This window comes from Mesorhizobium sp. Root695 (assembly GCF_001428185.1).
GTDB lineage: Bacteria > Pseudomonadota > Alphaproteobacteria > Rhizobiales > Rhizobiaceae > Mesorhizobium.
On the sequence record NZ_LMHO01000043.1, the window covers coordinates 150,265 to 173,976 of the forward strand.

General features: G+C 59.5%; 20 protein-coding genes and 1 pseudogene. 3 read left to right on the top strand and 18 right to left on the bottom strand.

Annotated elements, in window-relative coordinates; translation table 11 throughout:
* Positions 1-23: 23 nt before the first annotated feature.
* From rfbC to ASD99_RS27410, 13 genes and pseudogenes are all read right to left on the bottom strand, one after another.
* On the bottom strand, positions 24-578 hold the full coding sequence (gene rfbC, locus ASD99_RS27355; RefSeq protein ID WP_057145480.1) for a dTDP-4-dehydrorhamnose 3,5-epimerase: 555 nt from the start codon (positions 576-578) through the stop codon (positions 24-26).
* Complete coding sequence (gene rfbA / locus ASD99_RS27360; RefSeq protein ID WP_057145481.1) at positions 579-1,460, bottom strand: glucose-1-phosphate thymidylyltransferase RfbA; 882 nt, start codon at positions 1,458-1,460, stop codon at positions 579-581.
* Between the two features lie 147 nt (positions 1,461-1,607).
* Positions 1,608-2,876 carry an O-antigen ligase family protein gene (locus tag ASD99_RS27365; protein WP_244497922.1) on the bottom strand — a complete coding sequence of 423 codons (1,269 nt, stop codon included), beginning with the start codon at positions 2,874-2,876 and terminating at the stop codon, positions 1,608-1,610.
* 59 nt (positions 2,877-2,935) lie between these two features.
* Entirely contained in the window at positions 2,936-4,195 is a 1,260-nt protein-coding gene (locus ASD99_RS27370; protein ID WP_057145483.1) for a tetratricopeptide repeat protein, read from the bottom strand.
* On the bottom strand, positions 4,083-5,723 hold the full coding sequence (locus ASD99_RS27375; RefSeq protein WP_244497927.1) for a polysaccharide biosynthesis tyrosine autokinase: 1,641 nt from the start codon (positions 5,721-5,723) through the stop codon (positions 4,083-4,085). The genes ASD99_RS27370 and ASD99_RS27375 overlap by 113 nt, the downstream gene beginning before the upstream one ends.
* 405 nt (positions 5,724-6,128) lie before the next feature.
* Positions 6,129-6,461 (bottom strand): annotated as a pseudogene (locus tag ASD99_RS35360) (Wzz/FepE/Etk N-terminal domain-containing protein); the annotation flags it as partial.
* 29 nt (positions 6,462-6,490) lie between these two features.
* A complete protein-coding gene (locus ASD99_RS27380) occupies positions 6,491-7,042 on the bottom strand; it encodes a polysaccharide biosynthesis/export family protein (RefSeq protein WP_244497924.1) in 552 nt (183 codons plus the stop codon).
* Positions 7,043-7,353: 311 nt separating this feature from the next.
* Positions 7,354-7,923: a hypothetical protein gene (locus tag ASD99_RS27385; RefSeq protein WP_156389091.1), complete on the bottom strand. Its 570-nt coding sequence runs from the start codon at positions 7,921-7,923 to the stop codon at positions 7,354-7,356.
* 564 nt (positions 7,924-8,487) lie between these two features.
* A complete protein-coding gene (locus tag ASD99_RS33710) occupies positions 8,488-8,940 on the bottom strand; it encodes a hypothetical protein (RefSeq protein ID WP_156389092.1) in 453 nt (150 codons plus the stop codon).
* A gap of 70 nt (positions 8,941-9,010) precedes the next feature.
* Positions 9,011-9,574, bottom strand: a complete 564-nt coding sequence (locus tag ASD99_RS27395) for a thermonuclease family protein (RefSeq protein ID WP_057145487.1) — start codon at positions 9,572-9,574, stop codon at positions 9,011-9,013.
* Between the two features lie 530 nt (positions 9,575-10,104).
* On the bottom strand, positions 10,105-11,130 hold the full coding sequence (locus ASD99_RS27400; protein WP_057145488.1) for an NAD-dependent epimerase: 1,026 nt from the start codon (positions 11,128-11,130) through the stop codon (positions 10,105-10,107).
* A 339-nt stretch (positions 11,131-11,469) separates the two neighbouring features.
* Positions 11,470-13,005, bottom strand: a complete 1,536-nt coding sequence (locus ASD99_RS27405; RefSeq protein ID WP_057145489.1) for an ATP-binding protein — start codon at positions 13,003-13,005, stop codon at positions 11,470-11,472.
* A 286-nt stretch (positions 13,006-13,291) separates the two neighbouring features.
* The gene (locus ASD99_RS27410; protein WP_056580930.1) at positions 13,292-13,882 is read right to left on the bottom strand and encodes a biotin transporter BioY; all 591 of its coding nucleotides are present in this window, start codon (positions 13,880-13,882) and stop codon (positions 13,292-13,294) included.
* 124 nt (positions 13,883-14,006) lie between these two features.
* On the opposite strand from ASD99_RS27410, the gene ASD99_RS27415 reads away from it, so the two are divergent.
* The gene (locus tag ASD99_RS27415; RefSeq protein ID WP_057145490.1) at positions 14,007-14,915 is read left to right on the top strand and encodes an MBL fold metallo-hydrolase; all 909 of its coding nucleotides are present in this window, start codon (positions 14,007-14,009) and stop codon (positions 14,913-14,915) included.
* A gap of 7 nt (positions 14,916-14,922) precedes the next feature.
* Here ASD99_RS27415 and ASD99_RS27420 read toward each other — a convergent pair whose 3' ends face one another.
* Complete coding sequence (locus ASD99_RS27420; protein ID WP_057145491.1) at positions 14,923-15,708, bottom strand: DUF1499 domain-containing protein; 786 nt, start codon at positions 15,706-15,708, stop codon at positions 14,923-14,925.
* Between the two features lie 80 nt (positions 15,709-15,788).
* Positions 15,789-17,417 carry a fatty-acid--CoA ligase gene (locus ASD99_RS27425; RefSeq protein WP_057145492.1) on the bottom strand — a complete coding sequence of 543 codons (1,629 nt, stop codon included), beginning with the start codon at positions 17,415-17,417 and terminating at the stop codon, positions 15,789-15,791.
* Positions 17,418-17,600: 183 nt separating this feature from the next.
* On the opposite strand from ASD99_RS27425, the gene ASD99_RS27430 reads away from it, so the two are divergent.
* Positions 17,601-17,957, top strand: coding sequence for a hypothetical protein (locus ASD99_RS27430; protein WP_056580940.1), 357 nt, complete (start codon positions 17,601-17,603; stop codon positions 17,955-17,957).
* A 191-nt stretch (positions 17,958-18,148) separates the two neighbouring features.
* Positions 18,149-18,538 carry a DUF427 domain-containing protein gene (locus tag ASD99_RS27435; RefSeq protein ID WP_056580943.1) on the top strand — a complete coding sequence of 130 codons (390 nt, stop codon included), beginning with the start codon at positions 18,149-18,151 and terminating at the stop codon, positions 18,536-18,538.
* A 169-nt stretch (positions 18,539-18,707) separates the two neighbouring features.
* On the opposite strand, the gene ASD99_RS27440 is transcribed toward ASD99_RS27435, so the two are convergent.
* The 3 genes from ASD99_RS27440 to ppdK all read right to left on the bottom strand — a co-directional run bounded on the left by ASD99_RS27440 (position 18,708) and on the right by ppdK (position 23,525).
* Positions 18,708-19,448, bottom strand: coding sequence for a polysaccharide deacetylase family protein (locus ASD99_RS27440; RefSeq protein WP_057145555.1), 741 nt, complete (start codon positions 19,446-19,448; stop codon positions 18,708-18,710).
* Between the two features lie 170 nt (positions 19,449-19,618).
* A complete protein-coding gene (locus ASD99_RS27445; protein ID WP_057145493.1) occupies positions 19,619-20,722 on the bottom strand; it encodes a glycosyltransferase family 9 protein in 1,104 nt (367 codons plus the stop codon).
* A 124-nt stretch (positions 20,723-20,846) separates the two neighbouring features.
* A complete protein-coding gene (gene ppdK / locus ASD99_RS27450) occupies positions 20,847-23,525 on the bottom strand; it encodes a pyruvate, phosphate dikinase (RefSeq protein WP_056580952.1) in 2,679 nt (892 codons plus the stop codon).
* Between the last annotated feature and the right edge of the window lie 187 nt (positions 23,526-23,712).

Genomic DNA, 23,712 nt, shown 5'->3' on the forward strand with positions numbered 1-23,712 from the left:
TGTCCTCACGCCTTGGCAATCCATCAGGCAAACACCTCGGCGGCGGCCAGCAGCGGCGCCTTCAGGTCCTTGTCAGAAAGCTGGAACCCGCCGGTCAATGACGGCCATTCGATACCGATGGCGGGATCGTCGAAGCGGATCGACCGGTCATGCGCCTGCGAATAGGTGTCGGTGACCTTATACAGGACCTCGGTGTCGGGCACGAGCGTCACGAAGCCGTGCGCGAAGCCTTTCGGCACCAGAATCTGGTTGCCCTTTTCGGCCGACACTTCGAGAGCGACCCATTTTCCGAAGGTCTTCGAGCCGCGGCGAATGTCGACCGCGACGTCGAGAATGCTGCCCCGGATGACGCGCAACAGCTTGTCCTGGGCCCGCGGCGCAAGCTGGTAATGAAGCCCCCGCAAGACACCCGCCGCCGCTGAATAGGAGTGATTGTCCTGCACGAAAGCCAAGTCTATGCCGGCCTGCGAAAAGCGCTCGGCATTGTAGGTTTCCACGAAGAAACCGCGCGCGTCGCCATGTCGCTTCGGAACGATTTCCAGCACGCCATCGATGCCAAGGGACCTGACTTCCAGCACCTAGCCCTCCGACAGATCGATGACACGCCGGCGCAGATAGGCGGCATACTCATTCTTGCCCAGGCGGTCGGCGCGCCGCAGAACCTGGTCCACAGTCAGCCAACCCTGTTCAAAGGCGATCTCTTCGGGACAGGCGACCTTGATGCCCTGGCGATGCTCGATGGTGCGCACGAACGAGGAGGCTTCATGCAGGCTGTCCTGCGTGCCGGTGTCGAGCCAGGCATAGCCGCGCCCCAACCGGTGCACATGCAACTGGCCACGCTCGAGGTAGACATTGTTGACCGCCGTAATCTCGAGCTCGCCGCGCGCCGAGGGCCGGATGGCGGGGGCGATGTCGACGACGTCGTTGTCATAGAAATAGAGACCCGTGACAGCCCAGTTGGATTTCGGATTCTGCGGCTTTTCTTCGATCGTCAGCGCCGTTCCGGTGGCCTTGTCGAAGGATACGACACCATAACGCTGGGGATCCTCGACATGATAGGCGAACACCGAAGCGCCCTTTTCGCGCGAGGCCGCGTCGCGGCAAAGCTGCGACAGCCCATCGCCGAAATAGATGTTGTCGCCGAGGATCATCGACACGCTGTCCTTGCCGATGAACTCGCGGCCGATGATAAAGGCTTCCGCAAGGCCGTTGGGTTGCGGCTGCTCGGCATAGGACAGCTCGAGCCCGAACTCCGATCCATCGCCAAGCAGATCGCGAAAAACCGGCAGATCACGCGGCGTTGAAATGACCAGAATCTCGCGGATACCCGCGAGCATCAAAACGCTCAGCGGATAATAGATCATCGGCTTGTCGTATATCGGCAGAATCTGCTTAGAGATTGCTAATGTTAGCGGATAAAGACGCGTTCCACTGCCTCCAGCAAGGATAATTCCTTTCAAGAAGCTCTCCTTGACATGCCTAAGCCCCCCGGCCCGAGCAGTCCGTGCTTAGGTTCCATGCAATGGCTTGTCAATCTCGGGATTCGACAAACGACCGGACCACGTCCGGCGCCAATCCATCGCCAATTCCAGGCGACCCCACTGCTCTTATCTTGCCAGAGCCGACGGCCTGACGGGAACAAGGAGATTGTCATGACGGGCCGCGGTCGACTCGCCTCTTTGGCTCAACCGTTCAGCAAATCCCTTGTGAAGGATAATGCCATTCATATACGCAAAAGCCATCGCAAGCGCCGCTGTTCGCAAGGGATAATCAACCAGAGAATGAACGAGAAGAAACGACACTGAGAGGAACGCCGCTTTCTGAAGCGGATCTCGCCGGCCCCCAACAGATGATGCAAAAAGCAATATCAGGTAAACTGCGATCAGAAAAACAACAGGCGCCCCACCCTCAAGTGCCAATTCCAGATAGTCGTTATGAGCGTGATTCACGTAGGGCTTGAAGATCATCTCTCCCTTTTCGTAAATCTGATAGACCTTCTGAAAACTGCCGAAACCCACTCCTGTCGGCCAATTCTCTTCAATTCCCGCAATCGTCGTGCGGGCAAATTCAGCTCGCCCAAAGGCCGGATCAACCACCTCCGCATCGATCTTGGTCCACGCGCCTATCGTGTAGAGCGAAAGACCGATGAAGACAGCAAGGATGCCATAACCGCCTAGCCTGGAGCGAGCAGACAGAAAGACAACCGCTATTATCGTGATCGCTAGCCCTATCAGAATACCGGCGCGCGAACCCGCGGCCAGAAGCAGCAGCAACAGCGACATCAACCCCAGCGATCCGGACAGAAGGTGCCCGCGGAACAGACCGTAGTAGACGACGAAGGGAATGGAGACGAAGAGCAAAGCTGAAAAATGATTCTGGTTGGCAAACAGCCCCGCGTTTATCGTGAACGGCAACAACCCCTCTATGGCAACCGTGTCGGAGAGTGAATACTGGATCGCCGCGGCCAATCCGTTGCAGATGACACCCATAAAGAAGAAGGGCAGAAGGCCGTAGACCTGATCCGGGCGCAGGCGGGTGACGCCCAGGAAAAATGCCGCCGCCGCCGCGAAATACAACAGACACTCGATCGTGCGCCCCACGCCAACACTGATGAAGCGCAGCTCGGTCTCGCCGGCGAGCCACGGGCTCGCGAGCAGAACTTCAGGCCGCAATCCGCTCAACAGGGCCGCGGGCATCGGCACGATCTGAAAACATAACACGGCCAGGGCAAGGGCAAGCAGCCACAGAGCCGAACGGGGAATGCCCTGCCCCGATGGCCTTGAAAAGACGGCCGCGGCCGAAACAATCGCCGCAATCTCGATCAGCGTTTCGGTATAAAGGCCACTCGCCGTGCCGCCGCCAATCAGCACCGACACGAAAAGAACCGACCCAAGCAGATACTTTTCCCACTCCGTGGACCGGGTTGACCGCTCTCTCAAGATGAAACTCTTTCGATGCTCAGCTTGTGCATGACCAACGTGCCGACGTATCGAAATCGCCAGCTCTCAGCGATAGCGGCTGTTTCCAGCCGCAGCAATTGCATGGGACACGCGCTTGCTCCGATCGCGAAATCCAGGCTCAAATCCTGCCGGTTGAATGTGCCTTCCGGGATGTTGAACCGGGCTATCTCGCTTGCCGGATCTGCGCATCTGATGGACCAGAACAGCTGCTTTGGCAGCTTCAGGTTTCTCGCGGAGGCGATCAGGGAAATCCTGTAAGAGCCGGGAGGCAATTCGACATATTGCTGGAGCGCGGCGTTCTTCACCGGCGTGTTCAAAAATCGAACGGTCGCTCCGCTGTCGCTTTCGCCGACCTCGCGCGACCCGGCAAAGGTAATTTCCAGACCGGATCGATCGTGAACCTGCCAATCGAACGGCTTGCCGCTGCGGACCGGCTCAAAGCCGCCGTTGAAAATGTATCCGCCCAGCGTCCGCTCCTGATCGGACAGGCTGAAAAGGAACAGCCGATAGGCGGCCTCGTATTGCTTTTGCCTGATGTAGCCGTTGATTACGGCGGACAATTCCTTCGGTGTCGGCGGTGAACCCGATCCGGCAAGGTCGAGCAGCAGTTGATCTGCTGCGCGCAGGCCGCGCGGATCCTGGCCAAGGGCGGAGAAAAGACCGGCCCTCCACGGTGCCTCGATCCTTATGGCTGCCAGGACAGCCTGATATCCGTCTGGATTTGAAAGAATGGCCGGCATGCCCGCGGCGATGACGGGAAACCGGTCCGGCCACCGGCGCAGCAAGGTGTCGATCTCCCCGACAGCCTTTGACAGATCGCTCAGCTCGATCGAGCGGTCGATCGACCGCTGAAGCGCATGGATCTCGGTCTTGGACAGCCTTCGAGCCTGATCGAAGAGTTCAAAAGCCTCGTCTTTCTCGCCTTGCCGGTACTTGATCTCGCCGATCAGGCTGTAGAGCCGGGCGTCCGCGACATTGAAGCGAAGTGCGTCCCTGGCCTTTTCAGCCAAAACGTCGAGATCAGCACCATTGTCTGTTTCGTTCAGTTGACCGGTAATTTCACCTATCAAGGCGTCTATGTTCAACGGATCGAGCGCAAGCGATACGGCCGGCGTTCGGGTCTCAAGAAACCGACTTAACCCGATCGACGAGGCCGCCAACACCAGAACGGAGGCGACGAACCAAACGCCTGAACGTCGCAGATTTCGCGTGAGCGGGCTGGCCTGCTCCGTCATCGACTTTGCCCTCAATTTTCGGGGTACTCGCGCCGTAGTCGTAGTACTGGTAGTTCATGTATTTGTAGGCGTAGTTATAATCGAACGTGTTGACCGCAAATTTCGACATCGCCGCTCCGATCACATTCGCACCGGCTGCGCGCAGACGCTTGACCGCCGTCTTGGCTGATTTGCGCGTGACCTGGTTGGTGGAAACGACCATCAACGTGCCTTCGGCAAGCCGGCTGAGGATTGGTGCATCGGAAAGACCGACGACCGGTGGGGCGTCGATGATGACCAGATCGAAGCGTTTGCCGAGATTGGTCAAGACCAGCGCCATCTTCTGCGAAGATAACAGGTCGGCCGGATTCGGCGGAATCGTTCCGGACGTCAGCACGGTGACATTGGCGTATTTCGTCGGCCTGAAAATGCCCGCCAGATCGTCCTTGCGAACGGTATTTGTCAGCAGGTTGCTCAGCCCGATCGCATTGTCGAGGCCAAACAGCCGATGCAGGTTGGGTTTGCGAAGGTCGCCATCGACAAGCAGAACCCTTGCGCCGAGCGCCGCGAAATCCTGGCCAAGCTTGAACGAGGTGGTCGACTTGCCTTCCGACGGTTCCGAGCTGGTCACCAGCAGCGATCGCGGCGCGCCCTCCGCACCGGAGAACTGCAGCGATGTTCGCAGTGAACGATAGGCCTCGGAGAGCCCGGACTTCTGATCGGCGATGCTGCCTATGAGTTCGCGGTCATCGACAAGCGGCAAGATGCCGAGCATCGACAGCCCCAGCTCTTTCTCGATCTGCTCAGGGTTGGTGAAGGTGTTGTTCAGCAACTCGATGATGTAGATGATCGATGCAGCCAAGGCCATGAAAAGCGCCAGAGCGATTGCAAGATTGATGCTCAGGCGCGGAGAATAGGGGGCTGTGGGCAACGAAGCGAAATCGACAATCGCGGCGCTTTGCGTCTTGAGCTCCGAGCTAACCCCGACTTCATTCAGCTTTGTGATGAGGCTGTCATACTGTGACCGGTTGGAATCGACCTCACGCTTCAGGATCGTGTATTTGATATTCTTGTCGTTGAAGGCGACCTGCTGCCTCTCCATCTCCGCGAGCTTGGATTTGAGATCGGCCTCCTTGTTCTGCGCTTCCTGGTATTTCAGCCGCAACGAATCGGTTATCGCCAGCACGCCGTTGTTGTAGAGCCGCTGCAGTTCCTTGATCTGCGATTGCAGCTGCTGCATTTCCGGATAACCAGGCTTCAGAATACCCAGTTTCTGCTGATACTGGCTGGTCAGATCCGCCAACTTTTCGCTGAGCTTCTGCAGACCTTCGCTTTCCAGAACCGGACCGAGGCTCGACCCGCGGCCCTTTTCTATCTGATCCACCATCCGCCCCGCATCAAGGCGCTCCTGGATTGCCGTGGCCAGTGCGGTGTTCAGGGCTTCGATGTTCGAGCCGATCAGCGATTTGTCGTCGCCCGTAACCGTAATGCCGGCATCTTTTGCATAGGCGACCAATTCCTCCTCGGAGGTCTGCAGCTTTTGCTTCACCTGCAAAACCTGCTCCTGGATGAACTGCCTTGCCAGATCAGAGGTCTCGCTGGTCTGGTCCAGGCGCTGATCGATAAAGCTCTGCGCCACCTGATTGGCTACATCGCTTGCATATTTCGGCTTTTGGTCGACAAAGGTGATCGACAGCAGGCTTGTGTTGGTGACCAGATTGACCGTCAGGTCTTCGAGGATGCGTTTGATGGCAATTGCCTCACGCTCTTCGGGTGTCTTCTCCTCGATGGAAGGCGACTTGGACATCCCGAACGCTCGGTAGACAATGTTGCTCAGCGAAAAGCTCGGCGTCGGAAACAGGAAATCCGGCTTTTCGCCAAGCCCCAGCTGGAACACCACGCGCTGAGCCAGCGCCCGGCTCCTCAGCTTCTCACGCGCGGTCAGGAAGGCCCTGACATCGCTGGTTTCGGAAACAACCTCAATGTCTTGAAAGACCTTCGCCGAAGGGACCAGAACTTCGAGCTGCGTCGTTGCCTGATATTTTGGTGTCTGCATCATCGTCACGATGACGCCGGCAACAAGCCCGGCGGCTGCCATCATGACGATCAGCCAGCGGTATTGGACAATGTAGAAAAGCAGCTTGAGCGGATTGAACCCCTCATCCTGGCCGGCATAGTCGCGACCATAGGGGCCGTAGTTTTGCGGCACGTCGTAATAGAGGTCCGCTGACAGGGCCTGGCCATGTCCGGGTCCGGTAAATTGGGGCTGCCTGTTACGATCGAGCATGCGCGAGGTGATCCAGGGGTTGTCCGTGTCTACGGAATGACCGCAATGCGGGCAGCGCTAGAGGCGATGCCCAGAGCATCCTTCAAATTGTTCATCGCGATTTTCGACTTCGAAGCAAAGACGACGACCACGTCGCCGCCATAGATGCGCGGGTTGCGATTCTTGCCGGCGCGGATTTCCTCTACATTGTAGTTTGCGACCAGCTTGTTTTGGCCGACATTGCGATAGACGAAGACCTTGCCGGCATCACCAACCGGATTGAAGCCCCCGGCAAGGGCGATCGCATCCAGCAAGGAAGCGCTGCTGGACACCGGATAAATGCCAGCCTTGTTGACTTCACCATCGACCGTGATGCGCTGGCCAATCGATTCCTTGACGAAAATCGTCACATCAGGCGATTGCAGGTATTTTTCGCCATAGGCGGTCTCGATTTCCTTCTCGAGCTGGCGAACGGTCTTCCCGGCCGCAGCCATCGCCCCAATCAGCGGAAGCGAAATCTGCCCGCCCGCGTCGACCTGAACGGTTCTGTTCAAATTGTCGACCTGGAACACGCTGACCTCGAGCACATCGTTGGCAGACAAGGGCTGCTCGCTGCCATTCTGGGTGTTCTGCGGCGCAGGCAGATCCTTCACCACCTGCAGCGTGCCGCCGCCAGAAAGAGCCGTTGAGGATGGGGCCGGTTGCAGCGCATCGACAGAACTCGAAGAGGTGCTCGCGCAAGCAGATATCGCCAGCGATGCGAGCTGGGCACGAGCGGCTGATCCTGCAATATCGCGCCCGGGCGTTTCATCGCCATATTGTGAGCCTCTTCCCCACACCGGTTCGCGATGGCGATAACCGCCTGCGAGGTGCCTGCGCGGCTCTCCGTAAGGAGATCACCAGCTGAGGTGGACTAATGCAACAACCAAAAGAGAACAACTATTCCAACAATGATCATCAGGGCCAATCCACCGCCCCCACCAGACGCAGACGGACTGGACGCTACACGGTAAGTTGCCTCTTCGATTCGTACTCCCGACGCGCTCTTGTCGATAAGTAATTCAAGTTCGTGCTTGCCGACCTTTAGAACTTGAGCGAGTCGCGATGTTCGCCCCCCGTACTGGCCTTTGATATGTTCTAAAAGAACTGGCATCTGCGCGCGGGCCGCTTCAACCACCATTGTGCGCTCCATCGACCTCACGTGGTTAAGAAGTTCCTGCTTCACGCCAACGTCACCAGACGAAAGCCAATTAAATCGGCGCTCTATCTGCTCTGGAATCCGGTACTGCGTTACAACCTCGTCAATGTGCTGACGTGCCAGTTCGAGAACCTGTTCAAGGTTCGCGTCAAGTCCTACTCGCATGACGCGCCTGGAGCTTGGTCCATAGTGCCGCCAGAGACCTTCAGTCAGCCTATATTTCTCCGACAGCGGCATAGTGGGGGGAAGAAGATTGAACAGTCTCTCGGCAACAGTCCCGCTCATCTGCCTTCGCCCAGTTCTCCAATCATGCATGGTCTCTGCAGCGTATTCCTGCTTTTGATATCCATACGTTCGACCGTACTCGTCCAGTATTCGGCTCAAGTCAGACTGGGACAGCGAAAAGAAATACCGCTTAACGTCCTCATCAGTTCCCCCGAGTTCGTGACTTAAGCGTCTCGCATCTTCAATGTGTTGACGCGCCCGCTCATGCCCATAGTCTCGGTTGGAGTGTGGGCGCTTTGGATATCGGCGGCTGTATTGTGCCATTGTCACCCCTTCAGAGCGCGAACAAAGCGGCCCAACCAGGACGTTTGAGCGCCAGCCCCGTAGATAAGTTGCAGTTCATATCCCTCTCCCCTTATTTGCCGAGAGAGCGACATCTGGCTGCCTTGCGCCGTTAACTTCGTGCCTTGTGCCGCAGCCATGCCGACGACGACCCGCACCTGATCAGTCATCTCCTCGATGACTAATTCCGAAAGACCTGCTCTAGAACTATCTCTACGCAAGACGGCTATTTGCTTCTCAACGTCAACGTCTTCAGACAGGCGTAGCGTCGTCCGGTACACGTTAGCGACCCAGGGCAATCGCAATAAAAATCAACGCAACTATTCCACCTAGTACATAGTAAGGCGTCCAATCTCGTTCTCCCGTTTGAGAACGTGAAAGTTTTCCTGCTGTCGCGGCATCGGTATTCCCCATGATTACCTCAGTGCGACCAAATTGACTGTTCTGTACGTGCGTCAACGTCACTGAATTGCCGTCTTGCGCAACCTGCTTAGTGGTCTCGCCCAAGGTGCCTAATGTACTCCGAAGCACTGAAACTTCGACACCTAGTTCCTGGGCTCGTTTGCTCACATCCAGCGCGCCTCTTGCGTATTCGGTCAGCAGCGCTCGACGCTGGTCTTCCGGCATCCATGACAGATCGATTTGACTGCTTTGTCCCAGAGGAATAACTGTTGGGACTTGCCCCAAAGGCTCAGTACTCGCTGTAAGACTTTTAGATTCGTCTCTCTTTGCCATTTTCCATGCTCCCTAGCCCGCATCTCGTTGCGTTATCAGTAATATAACCAGTTCTATTTGTCGTCTCACTTCAACTTTTTTTCCGATTTAGGCGAAACTTAGCAGGGTTCTCGAATGGACCAGCCCATATACCAAGTCCACTCGCTCGTGCAACATCCTCAAACGACACATAGTCAAGGGAGTATTTTCTGTACGCTGTTGCCCACCCTCTGCGGACCATCTCAGCACTAACATCAACCTCTGCGACAGTACACTTCGCTATCGTTCGACCGTATCTGTCGATACCGAGTTTGGTACATGCTACCGTCTTGTCTGCAAGAATTTCATCTAGCGCAAACGCTGCTTTCTGTCCGCAACGGTAACTTATTCCCTTTGCTTCACACTTTTGCGCAGATTCGGGCGCGTCAATACCATTAAGCCGAATTCGAATGCCGTGAATCTCCAGTGTGTCCCCGTCGATGACCGACGCCTGCCCTTGGATCGTACTTTCAATCGCAGCGGGCTGTTGCTGTTGATTTTCAGGCGTCACATCAACGTTTGCAGCTGTCTGCCCGGCAGGAAATCTGTGCACGGCCAACAGAACCACAGCGAGCGTTAGCGGCGCGGTGAATGCCGCGATGCCTACGCGGTTCATATGAGACGCGCAATCAGCATGAGAAACCTCTCCGTCTCTCTGCCTGCAATCTCTCGCGTGACAATGATGCGGCTTTCCATAAAGCCGCTCGTGACAAGCTGCCGTGATACATGCCGGACCCCACGCCCGATCCCCGCCAGACCGTATGCTGGCAAAAGGCATCGTAAGCTCAATCGCGTCTGGATTGCAATTCGCTGTCGAATATCACTGTTGCGACCAGTTCAACTGCAACAACAGGTCGATGGTGGAGTATTGCCGTCTCCCTTTCAATCCGGAAATCAGGCAGGTCAGACACACAAGGGAGACATTGTGTGTCTCTCCCGCCTTGGGCGTGGAGGCATATCAGTAACTTAGCTGACTAGTGGATGCCCCGCCGGTTGAACGTAGGAATGCAAACGCTCAACAGCGCTTTGGACCGCGGTGGGGTGCAGACGTTCTGTTTGCGAGCCGTATCGATTCCATCTCCCCCTGGTTGCGTGGTCACGGACCATGGCTATGCGCGGAATCGGCCAGGAATCGCCAAAACAGACCTATCCCCGCCCAAAATACGCCTGGTACCACTCCACAAACCGCCCCACCCCCTCGGTCACCGTCGTCGTCGGGCGGTAGCCGACCGCCTGCTCCAGCGCCGATGTGTCGGCAAAGGTATCTGGCACGTCGCCGGGCTGCAGCGGCAGCAGTTCAACGATGGCTTTCCGGCCCAGCGCTTTTTCCAGCGCCTCGACATAGGCGGTCAGCTTCACTGGATTGTTGTTGCCGATGTTGAAGATGCGCCACGGGGCGCTGCTCGTCGCCGGATCTGGACGGCAGGAGTCCCAGGCGGCATTGCCCGTGGCCGGGCTGTCGCTGGCCCGCACGACGCCTTCGGCGATGTCCTCGACATAGGTGAAGTCGCGCGTGTGGTTGCCGTTGTTGAACAGCTTGATCGGCTCGCCGGCAAGGATGTTCTTGGTGAACAGGAACAGCGCCATGTCCGGGCGCCCCCAGGGGCCATACACGGTGAAGAAGCGAAGCCCGGTCGTCGGCAACCGGAACAAATGGCTGTAGCTGTGCGCCATCAGCTCGTTGGCGCGCTTGGTCGCGGCGTAGAACTGCAGCGGGTGGTCGGCCGGCCGGTGCTCGGAAAACGGCATGTCGGTGTTGGCGCCGTAGACGCTCGAGGTGCTGGCATAGGTCAGGTGCGCAACGGCGCTGTTGCGGCAGGCCTCGAGCATGTTGGCATAGGCGATGATGTTGCTTTCGACATAGGCGTGCGGGTTTTCCAGGCTGTAGCGAACCCCGGCCTGGGCCGCGAGATGGATCACCCGGTCGAATGCGTGGTCGGCAAAGCAGCCATCGACAACACTTCTGTTGGCGAGATTGCCACGGATGAACTGATAGCCGGTATTGGTCTTGCGGCTCGCCTCCTCCAGCAGCCGCAGCCTCGCCTCCTTGATCCGCGGATCATAGTAGTCGTTGACGTTGTCGATGCCGACAACCTCGTCGCCGCGCTCCAGCAGCCGTTTCGATACATGATAGCCTATGAAGCCGGCAGCGCCGGTGACCAAAACTTTCATCAGAAGCGCCCATTTGTAACATGCCTGGAGAACAGGCACTCAATGTCGTAGATGACGCTTGGGATCTTGCAAAGCGGAATAGGAGTTGAGCGGTAAGGCTAAATCGCTTCTTTCATTGCGGACGCCCCTCGGCCTAGCCAACCAAATCGAGATAGCGAGGATCAAGAACCTCGTTCTTCCGCAATTTGACAGGGATGCCCTCGCCTATTGGCAGCATCATTTCAATCTGGTCACTCTTCTTGTGTTTCTTGGCGCGTTGCCGAATCGGCATCGGTTCTAGCAGCGGAGGAAAGTCGGGCATTTGCCCATTGATGATGGGAATTATCCCCTTGAGACAAGTTATGAACGCTTAGTCAGTATGAAGTGCGAATTTGGGTCGCGAACCTTAGTTGAGACCCATGTCAGTATCCCGCGATCAGCCAACCTTTTCAGCTTGGCTTTGGCGGTGTGCCAATAGGTAGTGCTGAGAATTCTAAGCGCGTCACTGGAATTGATTCTCCCGTGCTCAACCACAAAATTGACAAGCCGTCTCTCATCAGCGTCGAGCGAAAACGCGAGGGCTTCGCCCAACATGCGATACGCTTCGTTGTCGAGGGAATTTGTCCTATTCGCGATGTCGTTTCGCAGGATTGCCTTGATCGAATGTATGGTTTCCTTGAATTCCGCAGGAGGCAGTTTTGCTTCGGTCATCTCCCGCTTGATGCGCTTCGTTCCCTCACTGATGCATCGTACTTCCCCAAACTCGCGAAGGACGAACATAAGAAACGGATTTCTTGGTTTGTGAAATAGGTTCTCCGAAGTGACGGACGGCATGAACACGCCGGGGCTTTCCACCTCCAAATGGTCGTCGAACTGCTTCACAAAAATCGGCTGGGTCTTGGCATGATATGAGCGATGGACGCATGCATTGACGATCAATTCGTACCATGCGTCACGAGGGTATTCGGGAACCTGATGGAACTTGCCGGAACGGTACTCGGTAAACTCCCGCAAGCTTGCGTCGAGCGTTTGGGAAGCGTCCGCGATTACCTCAAGAAGGGTGCCAGACAGCATCCGATCTTTAGTGACGTTGTATTCGCTTCCAGACCTTTCTTCGGTGCCCTCGAAACGGAGAAAATGAACATAGGCACCGGGGAAAACCTGTTGTGGATCTTTTGCAAACATCAGCGCGCAGATGTTGTTTGGGATGAATTTCCCGTCTCGGATTTTTCCTAGACGCATTGATTCCAAAACTTCCTCGTCGAGGATTGCCGCCGATGAAGCGCGCGCGGTAAGCACCTGTTGTGAAAAGCGGCGGATCAGGGGAATTCGGAAATCGTCCGGATAGGTCAGCGTGCACGCTTCTAGCTCAAATGCCCGTTCCCCCTTGTTGATGCGAATTTCTGCCTTTTCGGCGTCCAACAAGCGCCGTGAGCGATCTGACTCGCGGCAATAAGCCGTGCCGCTGGTTAGTTCGACAAGGCGCTCTTCCACATAAAACACCCGCGCTAGGATTATGAAATCCGGCTCACCCTTCTGGTTAGTTACTTCCCGCCTCTTGGTCACGAAGCGTCCGGCGACGCAATGGTCGCGCCCCATGAACTCCAATTCCTGCAACTTCGTCTCTGAGATGTCCTTGCAGCCGGATACGCTGCCATTCTTTTCGATGCCAATGGCGACGATACCGCCCTCGATCGCTGGCCCATTGCCGAACGCAGAAAGACAGACTGCGAGGTCCTTTGGTTCGATCCGTCCTGACTTGCGTTCAAAGCGGGTATTTTCAGGGTGCTTGGTAACGAAGACCCAATCTTCGCTATCAAAGACGATATCTGGTTTCACAACCGCCTCGAGTGTCGGCTTTTCCATCCACTCCAGAAGGCTCAGTTGCGTTGCCATCGCCCATCAAACCGTGCTGTTGGAAAAAACGCGCTACTCGAGCACCCTCGAGCAGTATTTTTTTGCTCACTGTCGATGGTTTAGCTCTTGGGCGCATTCTCTGCTATTATTCGCGCCAGACACAAGTCGGAAGGGCAGAAATGCTACATTGCGGATGACGACGGCGAATTGAGAAGTAGAACGGCCCGCTTGATGGAAAGGCAGGCCGCTTGGCGGACACCACGCCCCGCCAACCCGCCGTTCCAGCCAAGGCTTGATTGCTCAAGCCGCAGGCCCTGTTCGCGCTTCAGCCGCGCTTCAGCAACGTCCAAACGGCCGGCACCAGGCTTGCTGCCAGGGCAACCTTGATCATGTCGCCGACGATGAAGGGCACGACGCCGAACTGCCACGACTTTTCCGGGCCGATCAGCAGCGCCAGCCAGGCGAAGCCCATCGCCATCATGACGACCTCGGCACCCAGCATGGCGTTGAAAAGCTTGATCGGATGGCGGTCCCAGCCGCGATCGGCGGCCCAGCCGACGATTGCCGCCATGACCACGAAGCCCGCGAGATAACCGCCGGTCGAGCCGAGCATGTAGGCAATGCCGAGACCCTTTTCCGGGGTGCTCTGGAAGACGGGGAAGCCCATGGCGCCCTCCGCCATGTAAAGCAGCAGGGTGGCGACGCCGAGACGCATGCCGAAGGCGGCGGCGATCAGCAGCACGGCCAGCGTCTGCATCGAAATGTCGACCGGCCCAAGCATGACCTTGGTCTTGGCCGACAGGGTCAGCACCAGCGTTCCGGCGATCGCCAGGAAAAGCTGCGTTGCCAGCCGCGCCGCGGCATTTTGCGGCAAAGCCAGAGAAACAAGCGGACGCATCGTAGTTGCAATTGCCATGGTATTTCCCCATTCCGATTGCCGCACTCCGATGTTCGCGGCCTCACGTCCTCCTATATTGGCTTGCGTGTTATGCGGCAATCGGTTTTGCCGTTTCCTGAAACAAGGCACCGATGCATCCGCCATGGCACTCAAATTCGATACCGGCTTCGATCCCTTCTATGGACAGGGGGTAAGCGTCGCGCCCGATATCCAGCGCATCACGGCCCGCAATCCGAGCCCTTTCACCTTTCACGGCACCAACAGCTACATCGTTGGCCGCGAGACGCTGGCGGTGATCGATCCGGGGCCGGATGACGAGGCGCATCTGCACGCACTGCTCGACGTGATCGCGGGCCGGCCGGTCAGCCATATCTTCGTCAGCCACACGCACCGCGACCATTCCCCGCTGGCGGCCCGGCTGAAAGAGCGCACCGGCGCCGCCGTGCTGGCAGAAGGGCCGCACCGGCCGGCAAGGCCTTTGCATATCGGGGAGACCAATGCGCTCGACGCCAGTGCCGACATGGCTTTCGTCCCCGACATCGCCCTTTCCCACGACGAGGTGGTCGACGGCGACGGCTGGTCGATCAGGACGGTTCTGACCCCGGGCCACACCGCCAATCACGCGGCTTTCGCGCTGGAAGGAACCGGCATCCTGTTTTCGGCCGATCACGTCATGGCCTGGGCAACCTCCATCGTCGCCCCGCCGGATGGAGCGATGGCCGATTACATGGCCTCGCTGGACCGGCTGATCGAACGCGGGGATGGCTTGCTGCTGCCCGGACATGGCGGACCGGTGACGGCGCCGCGGGCTTTCATGCGCGGGCTGAAGACGCACCGCAAAATGCGCGAGCGCGCCATCCTGCAGCGGGTCAGAGAGGGCGACCGGACGATTGTGGACATGGTCAAGGCGATCTACAGGGATACCGACCCGCGGCTGCATGGCGCCGCCGGATTGTCGGTGCTTGCCCATCTCGAGGATCTGGTGGCGCGCGGTCTGGTCATGACAGACGCCGCCCCGGCCATTGACGGCATCTTCACGCCGGCCAGATAGGCCGGCCCTACTCGGCCGGCGCCGCGCCAACCTGGCCGGCGACCTCCTGGTCGAGTTCCGCCAGGAAATCGGTGATGCGCGCGGCATTGTCGCCGAGATCGTAGCGGCCGTATCGCGAAGCTGACCGCATATCGACGATGACCGTATCGCCATCGTCGGTCACGCGGATCGCCACATCGGCGGGAAGGCCGAGCACAAAGCCCTTGGCGACGGCGGTAATGGTCACGTCGCTTTGCCCGGCGAGGTCGGGATAGGGTTCCGACAGATCCCAGTTGCGCCGATCGAGTACGGTTTCCACGGCATTGACGACAGTCTCGAACGGCAAGTCGTAGCTGCGTGCGCTGACCAGCGGATAGCTGTCGGTCTGCAGCCGCTGTTCGCCAGGCGTCGACGGGGAGAGCACGTTCATGTCCTTCGTCCGGTCGCTCACGTCGAGCGCCGGCGGCTCGTCGAAATCCGTCGAGATATCCCTGAGCGGCGGATAGATTGTCGCCCAGTAGGCGACGACGCCATAGGGCGCGAGCACCAGCAGCGCCAGCAGCGCGCCGACCGTCAGGTCGCGACCGCCGCGATCGCCGAAGTTCCACAGCCGCGAAAAGGCAAATCCGGCAAACAGCAGCGCCATGGCCGCCAGCAGCGCGACAATGCCCAGCACCCACAGGAAGACCGGTGTTTCGACGAAATCGAAGCGATGGCCGACGAAGACCGTCAGCAGCAACACCAACGAAAAAGCGGCCGTGCGCCGGGACCATCCGGCCGCCTTCGACGTTTGCCGTTCGGGAATGCTAACCATCGTTCTCTGCGCTGCCCCAACCCGAACGGACACTTAGTGCCTTTTTGCGATGGCATGAAGCCGAAACATGCACCACCCCGTCAATCCGTCGGCAAGCGATAGTCCTTGAACTGCTGGCGCAAGGTGATCTTCTGGATCTTGCCGGTGGCGGTGTGCGGAATTTCGCCAACGAAGGCGACATCGTCCGGCATCCACCATTTGGCCACCTTGCCATTCATGAAGTCGAGAATATCCACCTTGCTGGGTTCCTTGCCCGGCTTGCGGACGACGACCAGCAACGGCCGTTCGCCCCACTTCGAATGATGGACGCCGATGGCTGCCGCCTCGGCGACATCGGGGTGGCCAACAGCCAGGTTCTCGAGGTCGATGGTCGAAATCCATTCGCCACCGGATTTGATGACGTCCTTGGCGCGATCGGTGATCTGCATATAGCCGCCAGCGTCGATGTGAGCGACGTCGCCGGTGTCGAACCAGCCGTCCTCGTCGAACTGCTCCAGGCCGGCACCGCCATAATAGGCCCGGGCAACGGCCGGTCCGCGCACTTTCAGGCGGCCAAATGTCTTGCCATCCCAGGGCAGCGGATTGTTGTCGTCGTCGGTCACCTTCATTTCGACGCCGAAGGGCGGGTAGCCCTGTTTCTGCTGGACATCGAGCCGGGCTTCCCCCTGAAGACCGGCATAGTCCGGCTTCAAGGTACACAGCGTGCCGAGCGGCGACATTTCGGTCATGCCCCAGGCATGGATGACCTGGACATCGTAGTTCTGCTGAAACTTCGTCATGATCGCGCGCGGACAGGACGAGCCGCCGATGACGACCTTGTTGAGATAGGGAAGCTTCTTGCCGGTCTCCTCCAGATGCTGCAGCAGCATCATCCAGACGGTCGGCACAGCGGCGCTGAAGGTCACCTTTTCGGTGTCGAGCAGTTCGTAGATCGAGGCGCCGTCCATCTTGCAGCCAGGCATGACGAGCTTGGCGCCGATCATCGGCGCGCTCTGGCCAAGGCCCCAGGCATTGGCGTGGAACATCGGCACGACCGGCAAGATCGTATCGCGCGACGACAGGCCCATGGCATCGGGCATGGCGGCGATCATGGCGTGCAGCACGTTCGAACGGTGGCTGTAGACGACGCCCTTTGGATCGCCCGTGGTCCCGGACGTGTAACACATGCCGGCGGCTGTGCCTTCGTCGAAGGTCTTCCAGGCGAAGTCGCCATCCGCCTCATCAAGCCAGTCTTCATAGGCGACCACATTGGGCAATGTCGTCTGCGGCATGTGTGTCTTGTCGGTCAGCACGATCACCTGTTTCAGCGACTTGACGGCTCCGGCGATCTTCTCGAGCAGCGGCACGAAGGTCAGGTCGACGAAGACAGCCTTGTCCTCGGCATGGTTCATGATCCAGACGATCTGCTCGGGAAACAGCCGCGGGTTGAGCGTATGGTAGATGGCACCGATGCCCATGATGCCATACCAGGCCTCGATGTGGCGCGCGGTGTTCCAGGCCAGCGTGGCGATGCGGTCGCCCAGGCGATAGCCGTCACGCTCCAGCCGCTGGGCGACCTTCAGGGCGCGACGATGGATGTCCGCATAGGTGGTGCGCACGATCGGCCCCTCGATCGAGCGCGACACGATCTCGCGCACGCCATGCTGCCGCTCGGCATTGTCGATGAGCTTGTGGCAAAGCAGCGGCCATTCCTGCATCAGTCCCAGCATTCGGTCCTCCCTCACGCTTTCGCGTTGTGCTTTTCGGGCCATTGTGGAGCGAACCCGCGGATTGTCCAGCCGCCAGCACCGCCGGGCGCTACATTGGTGAAAAACCGCCACAATCCGGCCATCGTCGGCGTTAAGTTTCGTTAACGGGCAAAGGGGTGCGATTGGCGACTGAAAGAGGTTCGCATGGACGCGCAGCTCGACGACAAGGCCCTGGAGAGTACGCTTGCCGAAAGTCTGGCCGATCTGGTGCCGGATACCAAGACTGTTTCCGAAGATGAATTTGTTGAAGTTGTCGGCGGCGCGCTCGAAGCGGTCGGCGGCACACTGCTGTTCAAGATGTGCGTCCAGAATCAGGGCGAAGGCCAGCATGTCGCTGCCGCATCCGTCGGCGACGGCGGCAATCGCCAGTTTCTGCTGCTCACCTTGCCGACCGGCGGTGGTTCCTTGAAAGTCGAGACCGTGTCGAGAAGCAGCAATCCGGTCGCCGGTATCGCTGCTGCCTATGCCGGTCTCATGGACGTGTTCAAGGCCGCTGCCTAACCGACTGTTTTGATGCAATTCCCAAGGGAAAACCGTTTCATATTTTTCCTGGATTGCTCTGGCGGACAAGTATCTTCGGAGGCGCGATCCATCATCGCCGGCCTCGGCCAGGCCTTGTGTGTTGCACGCCCCCGGGGGCCTTGCGCAATGCGCTTGCGCGACACACTTAAAGTCGACGCAAGGAGACCCCCATGGATCAGATCGCCAATCCCGCCCCCGGTTTTCAACGCAATCCCGACAAAGTCATCACCATCGAGCCCTATGCGGGCACCGTCACGGTGCGCGCCGGAGACGTGGTCATCGCTTCATCAGCGAACGCCAAGGTGCTGACCGAGGCCCCCTATCCCGCGGCCTTCTACATTCCGTTCGCCGACATCGATTTCGGCAAGCTCGGCAGCACCGAACACTCGACCCATTGCCCCTACAAGGGCGACGCAAACTATTGGAGCGTGCTGCCTGCCGGCGAGACCGGCCAGAACGCTATGTGGGCCTATGAACGGCCTTTCGACGAAATGACTGAAATCCGCGACCACGGCGCATTCTACGCCAGCAAGGTCTCGATCGAAGCCAAACCGGCCTGAGCGATTTTCGAACCCAGGCGAACTCGGCGTGAGGTGCGTCGAGATTCAGGTCAGGTCGAGCCGAGAATGGTGCGTTCCGAGAACCGGAACGGAGCGGACTTTTGGGTCCGTGAGTACCGGAAGCACAGGAAACCACCATTCGCAGTCCGGCTGAATATCAATGCACCGGTCAGTCGGTGGTGCCGTGATTGCCGACCCCGTCGGCATCATCGAGCCGCACAAAGGTCAAGCCCTTGGCCTTGAGCGCCAGCAGCCCCTGCACCACGCCTTCGCCGGCCGCATGGGTCGGCTGGTTGATGTGCGAGATAATCACGTCACCGTCCTTGGCCGCCGCAATGCGCCGCGCGGTTTCCTTGGCGCCAAGCAAGGAGCCACCGTCGCCGTTTATCGAGAATCCCGCGATCTTGAAGCCAAGCTTGCGGATCATGGCGATTGCCGACGGGCTGTATTCGGCGGTCGCGCCACGAAACCATTTCGGCGCCGGCTCCCCGGTCCCGGCAAGGGCGGCGGCACCCGACTCGACCTCGGCCAGCACCGCGTCCGGGCTGCCGGCGCTGCGGATGCCGTAGATTTTCCGCGGCGTGTCGACCGCCGGGATATGATGGCCGCCGTGATTTTCCAGCTCGAACAGATCGGGATGCGCCTGCATGATCTCGACGGCGGCAGCGTTTCGCTTCAGCCAGATCCCGGTGACGAAAATGGTGGCGGGGATCTTGTTGTCCACCAGTGCCGAAAGGATCCGGTTGTCGGTCTGTCCGCCGCATGCGTCGAGCGTGAGCGCAACGTGGCCGGCTCCGCTCGCCTGCGGCCTGATGTGCAGCGTCGGCTCGACGAGCGGCGCGGCATGGCCGGCGGATACCATCGCCAAGCACATGGCGATCATGCAGAGATTTTCTTGCAGCAGGCGCATCAAACCGAATTCCTGACGGGTCATTTCAAGCGGGCATCCCAAGAACGGCATGAAGGCGGAAATCGGGATGGCGCATAGCAGAAAAGCGCCCGGCGTGACAATTTGACCGTTCGCGTGTTGAACAGGCCATTCCACGACGGCGACAGCGCTTGCCCGCGCGGCGCATGATCTCAGACGGAGCGTTCCCGTTTCATTTCGGTACGCGAAAGAAGCTCGCGCACCGCGTCGACGACAGGCTTGACCTCAAGGCCCCAGACGCAGCAAGCCTTGCTGGGATCCGGCGCGCGGCAGAGGTCCTTGGCCACGCAGGCGCAAGGCATCGGCGGCTGGAGCGAGATGCTGGGCACGCCGACGGGACCCCAGCGCGCCGGATCCGTCAGACCGAACAGCCCGACAACCGGGGTCCCAGTGGCTGCGGCCATGTGCATCGGGCCGCTCTCGTTGCCAAGAAACAGCCGGGCCTGTTTCAGCACCGCCAGCAGCCTTTCAAGCGACAGAGCCCCTACGAGATCGACCACTGACGGCGCGGTCCTGGCGACGATACGTTCGGCAATCTCCCGCTCATCCGGGCCGCCCACCAGGACAACGTCCAGGCCGGTTTCGCCGGTAATTTCCACGATCGCCGCGGCAAACCGCTCCGGCTGCCAACGTCGCCCCTCGAAGCTTGCACCCGCATGCACGGTGATGAAGGCGTTTGGCCGCAGGTGGTGCTTACCCAGCAGCGACAATGCATTCGCCGTCTCCAGCGGCAGCGGCTGAAGGCTCGGAATCACCGTGCGAAGTTCGATGCCGAGCGCTTCGAGCGGCGAGAGGTAGCGGTACTGAAAATGCTGGCCATCAGAGCCGTAGGGCGTGGCAAAGACATTGGCGGGCTGCCGCTCCAGCATACGCAAGGGTCTTTCGGGAGGATTGTAGCCGACGCGGGTCCTTGCGTTGACGAGCCCGGTGATGATGCGCGACGTCTTCGAATCGGCCAAGTCGATCGTCAGGTCGAAGCGGAAGCGGCGCAACGCCCGCACCATGGCGTAAAGCTCTTTCCCGCGCTCGAGGTTGGTGCCGCGCATGCGGGCGCGCCTGAACGTGACCACCTCGGAAGCAATGCCATGGGCGATCACGAAGCTCTCGAAGCGCGCCTCGCACAGAAACACCAGCCTGGCGCCGGGGAATTCGAGCCGCAGGTTTTCTGCAAGCGTCGAGGCGAGAACGAGATCACCGATGAACTTCGTCTGAATGACCAGGATCGAGTGGAACAGTGCGGGTGAACTCTGCAACATCTGTTTCCGAGAGCAATTGTCGGGACGTCTGCAAATTGAGCGGAAATATTGTCGAGATTATGCAAACCCGTCAGCACGTTCGCGCGACTTGTTTTACAAAACGGTAAGCTCGGCCTGGATGGACCTATCCGCGGCCTGCCTTCGCGACCAGCACCGCTGCCTGCGCGGCCGCCAGTCTGGCGATCGGCACACGATAGGGCGAGCAGGACACGTAGTCGAGGCCAACCTCTTCGCAAAAGCGGATCGAGGCCGGGTCGCCGCCATGTTCGCCGCAAATGCCGAGCTTGATGTCGGGTCGCGTTGCCCTGCCCTTTTCGGCAGCCATGCGCACCAGTTCGCCAACGCCATCGATGTCGAGCGAGACGAACGGATCCTGATCGATAATGCCCTTCTGCCGATAGGTCTCCAGGAACGAGGCCGCATCGTCGCGCGAAATGCCGAAGGTCGTCTGGGTCAGGTCGTTGGTGCCGAAGGAGAAGAACTCGGCCGACTCTGCGATGACATGCGCGCGGATGGCCGCGCGCGGCAGTTCGATCATGGTGCCGGTGAGATAGTCGATCTTGACGCCGGTTTCCTCCATGACGCTCTTGGCTACGGCATCGATGCGCGCCTTGACGTAGTCGAGCTCTTTCACCAGGCCGACCAGCGGCACCATGATTTCGGGGACCACCAGCGCGCCGGCCTTCTTGCCGGCCTCGACGGCCGCCTCGAAAATGGCGCGCGCCTGCATCTCGGCGATCTCGGGATAAGAGACCGCCAGCCGGCAGCCGCGATGGCCGAGCATCGGGTTGAACTCGTGCAGCGCCTCGGTGCGCTGCCTGAGCTTATCCGGCGACACCTTCATGGCGGCGGCGACCTCGGCCACCTCCGCCTCGGTCTTGGGCAGGAATTCGTGCAGCGGCGGATCGAGCAGGCGGATCGTCACTGGCAGGCCGGCCATGATCTCGAACAGCTCGAGGAAATCCGAGCGCTGCATCGGCAAAAGCTTGGCGAGCGCGGTGCGTCGGTCCTTCTCAGTGTCGGCCAGGATCATCTCGCGCATGGCGACGATGCGGTCGCCATCGAAGAACATGTGCTCGGTGCGGCAAAGCCCGATGCCTTCGGCGCCGAAGGAGCGCGCCATGCGCGCGTCGAGCGGCGTTTCGGCATTGGTGCGCACCTTCATGCGGCGCACCGCGTCGGCCCATTCCATGATGGCGGCGAAATCGCCGGAAAGTTCCGGCTGCAGCATCGATACGGCGCCCTTCAATATCTGGCCATTGCTGCCGTCGATGGTGACGATGTCGCCTTTGCGGAAGGTCGATCCCATCGCCATCAGCGTGCCGGCCTTGTAGTCGACACGCAGCGAGCCGGCGCCCGACACGCAGGGCTTGCCCATACCACGCGCGACCACTGCGGCGTGGCTGGTCATGCCGCCGCGCGTGGTCAGGATGCCCTCCGCCGCATGCATGCCGTGGATGTCTTCGGGGCTGGTTTCGATGCGCACCAGGATCGCCTTGCGGCCTTGCGTCTTCAATTCCTCGGCGTCGCCTGAGGAAAAGACGATCTCGCCGGTGGCGGCACCGGGCGACGCCGGCAGTCCGATGCCGATGACGTCGCGCGCGGCCTTGGGATCGATGGTCGGATGCAGCAGCTGGTCGAGCGAGGCCGGGTCGATGCGAGCGACGGCCTCCTCCTTCGTGATCAGCCTGTCGCGCGCCATCTCGACGGCGATTTTCAGCGCCGCCTTGGCGGTGCGCTTGCCGGAACGGGTTTGCAGCATCCACAATTTGCCGCGCTCGATGGTGAATTCGAGATCCTGCATGTCGCGGTAGTGCTTCTCCAGGCTGTCGGAGATGGTGACGAAGGACTGGAACGCTTCCGGCATCAGCTTCTGCAGCGACGGCTTGTCCGAGCCCGCTGCAATGCGCGCCGCCTCGGTGATGTTCTGCGGCGTGCGGATGCCGGCGACGACGTCCTCGCCCTGCGCGTTCACCAGGAACTCGCCATAGAGCATCTTTTCGCCGGTCGACGGGTTGCGGGTGAAGGCAACGCCAGTGGCCGAGGTTTCGCCCATATTGCCGAACACCATGGCCTGGACATTGACCGCCGTGCCCCAGCTTTCGGGAATGTCGTGCAGGCGCCGGTAGGTGATGGCGCGATTGTTCATCCAGCTCGAGAACACGGCGCCGATCGCGCCCCACAGCTGCTCGTGCGGATCCTGCGGGAACGGCTTGCCGAGCTCTTCTTCGACCTTGGCCTTGTAGAGTGCGATGACACCTTGCCATTCGAGCGCCGTCAGTTCGGTGTCGAGCTCATGCCCCAGCCCGCCTTTCTGGTCTTCCAGGATTTCCTCGAAGACCTCATGGTCGAGACCCATGACGACATCGGAATACATCTGGATGAAGCGTCGGTAGCTGTCATAGGCAAAGCGCGCATCGCCGGAATCGGCGGCGAGCGCCTCGACCGTCTCGTCGTTCAGCCCGAGATTGAGCACGGTGTCCATCATGCCGGGCATTGAAGCACGAGCCCCCGAACGCACCGACACCAGCAGCAGTTTCGAAGGGTCGCCGAACCGACGGCCGGTCAGATATCCGATATGATCGAGCGCAACCGCGACATCGGCTTCCAACCCCGCCGGATAGGTACGGCCATTGGCATAATAGGCGTTGCAGACCTCGGTGGTGATGGTGAAGCCCGGCGGTACCGGCAGGCCCAGGCTGCACATCTCGGCCAGGTTGGCGCCCTTGCCGCCCAGCAGATTCTTGTCGCCGGCACGGCCTTCCGCCGCGCCGTCGCCAAAGGTGAAAACCCATTTGGTCATGCTTTGCTCTCCGGTTGCAGGAGATTGGAAAGATTGGCGAAACGGAAAGTTCCGCCGTGTCCCGACTTTGGAGCGATATGATGCTGCAGTGCGAAAGGCAAGGCGTCGGCAAAGCCGTGCGGCCCCTACAATCGATTAAGCAAAAGCTACGTCCAAAGATGCGTCAAAAAGGCTTGCCATCCCGAGG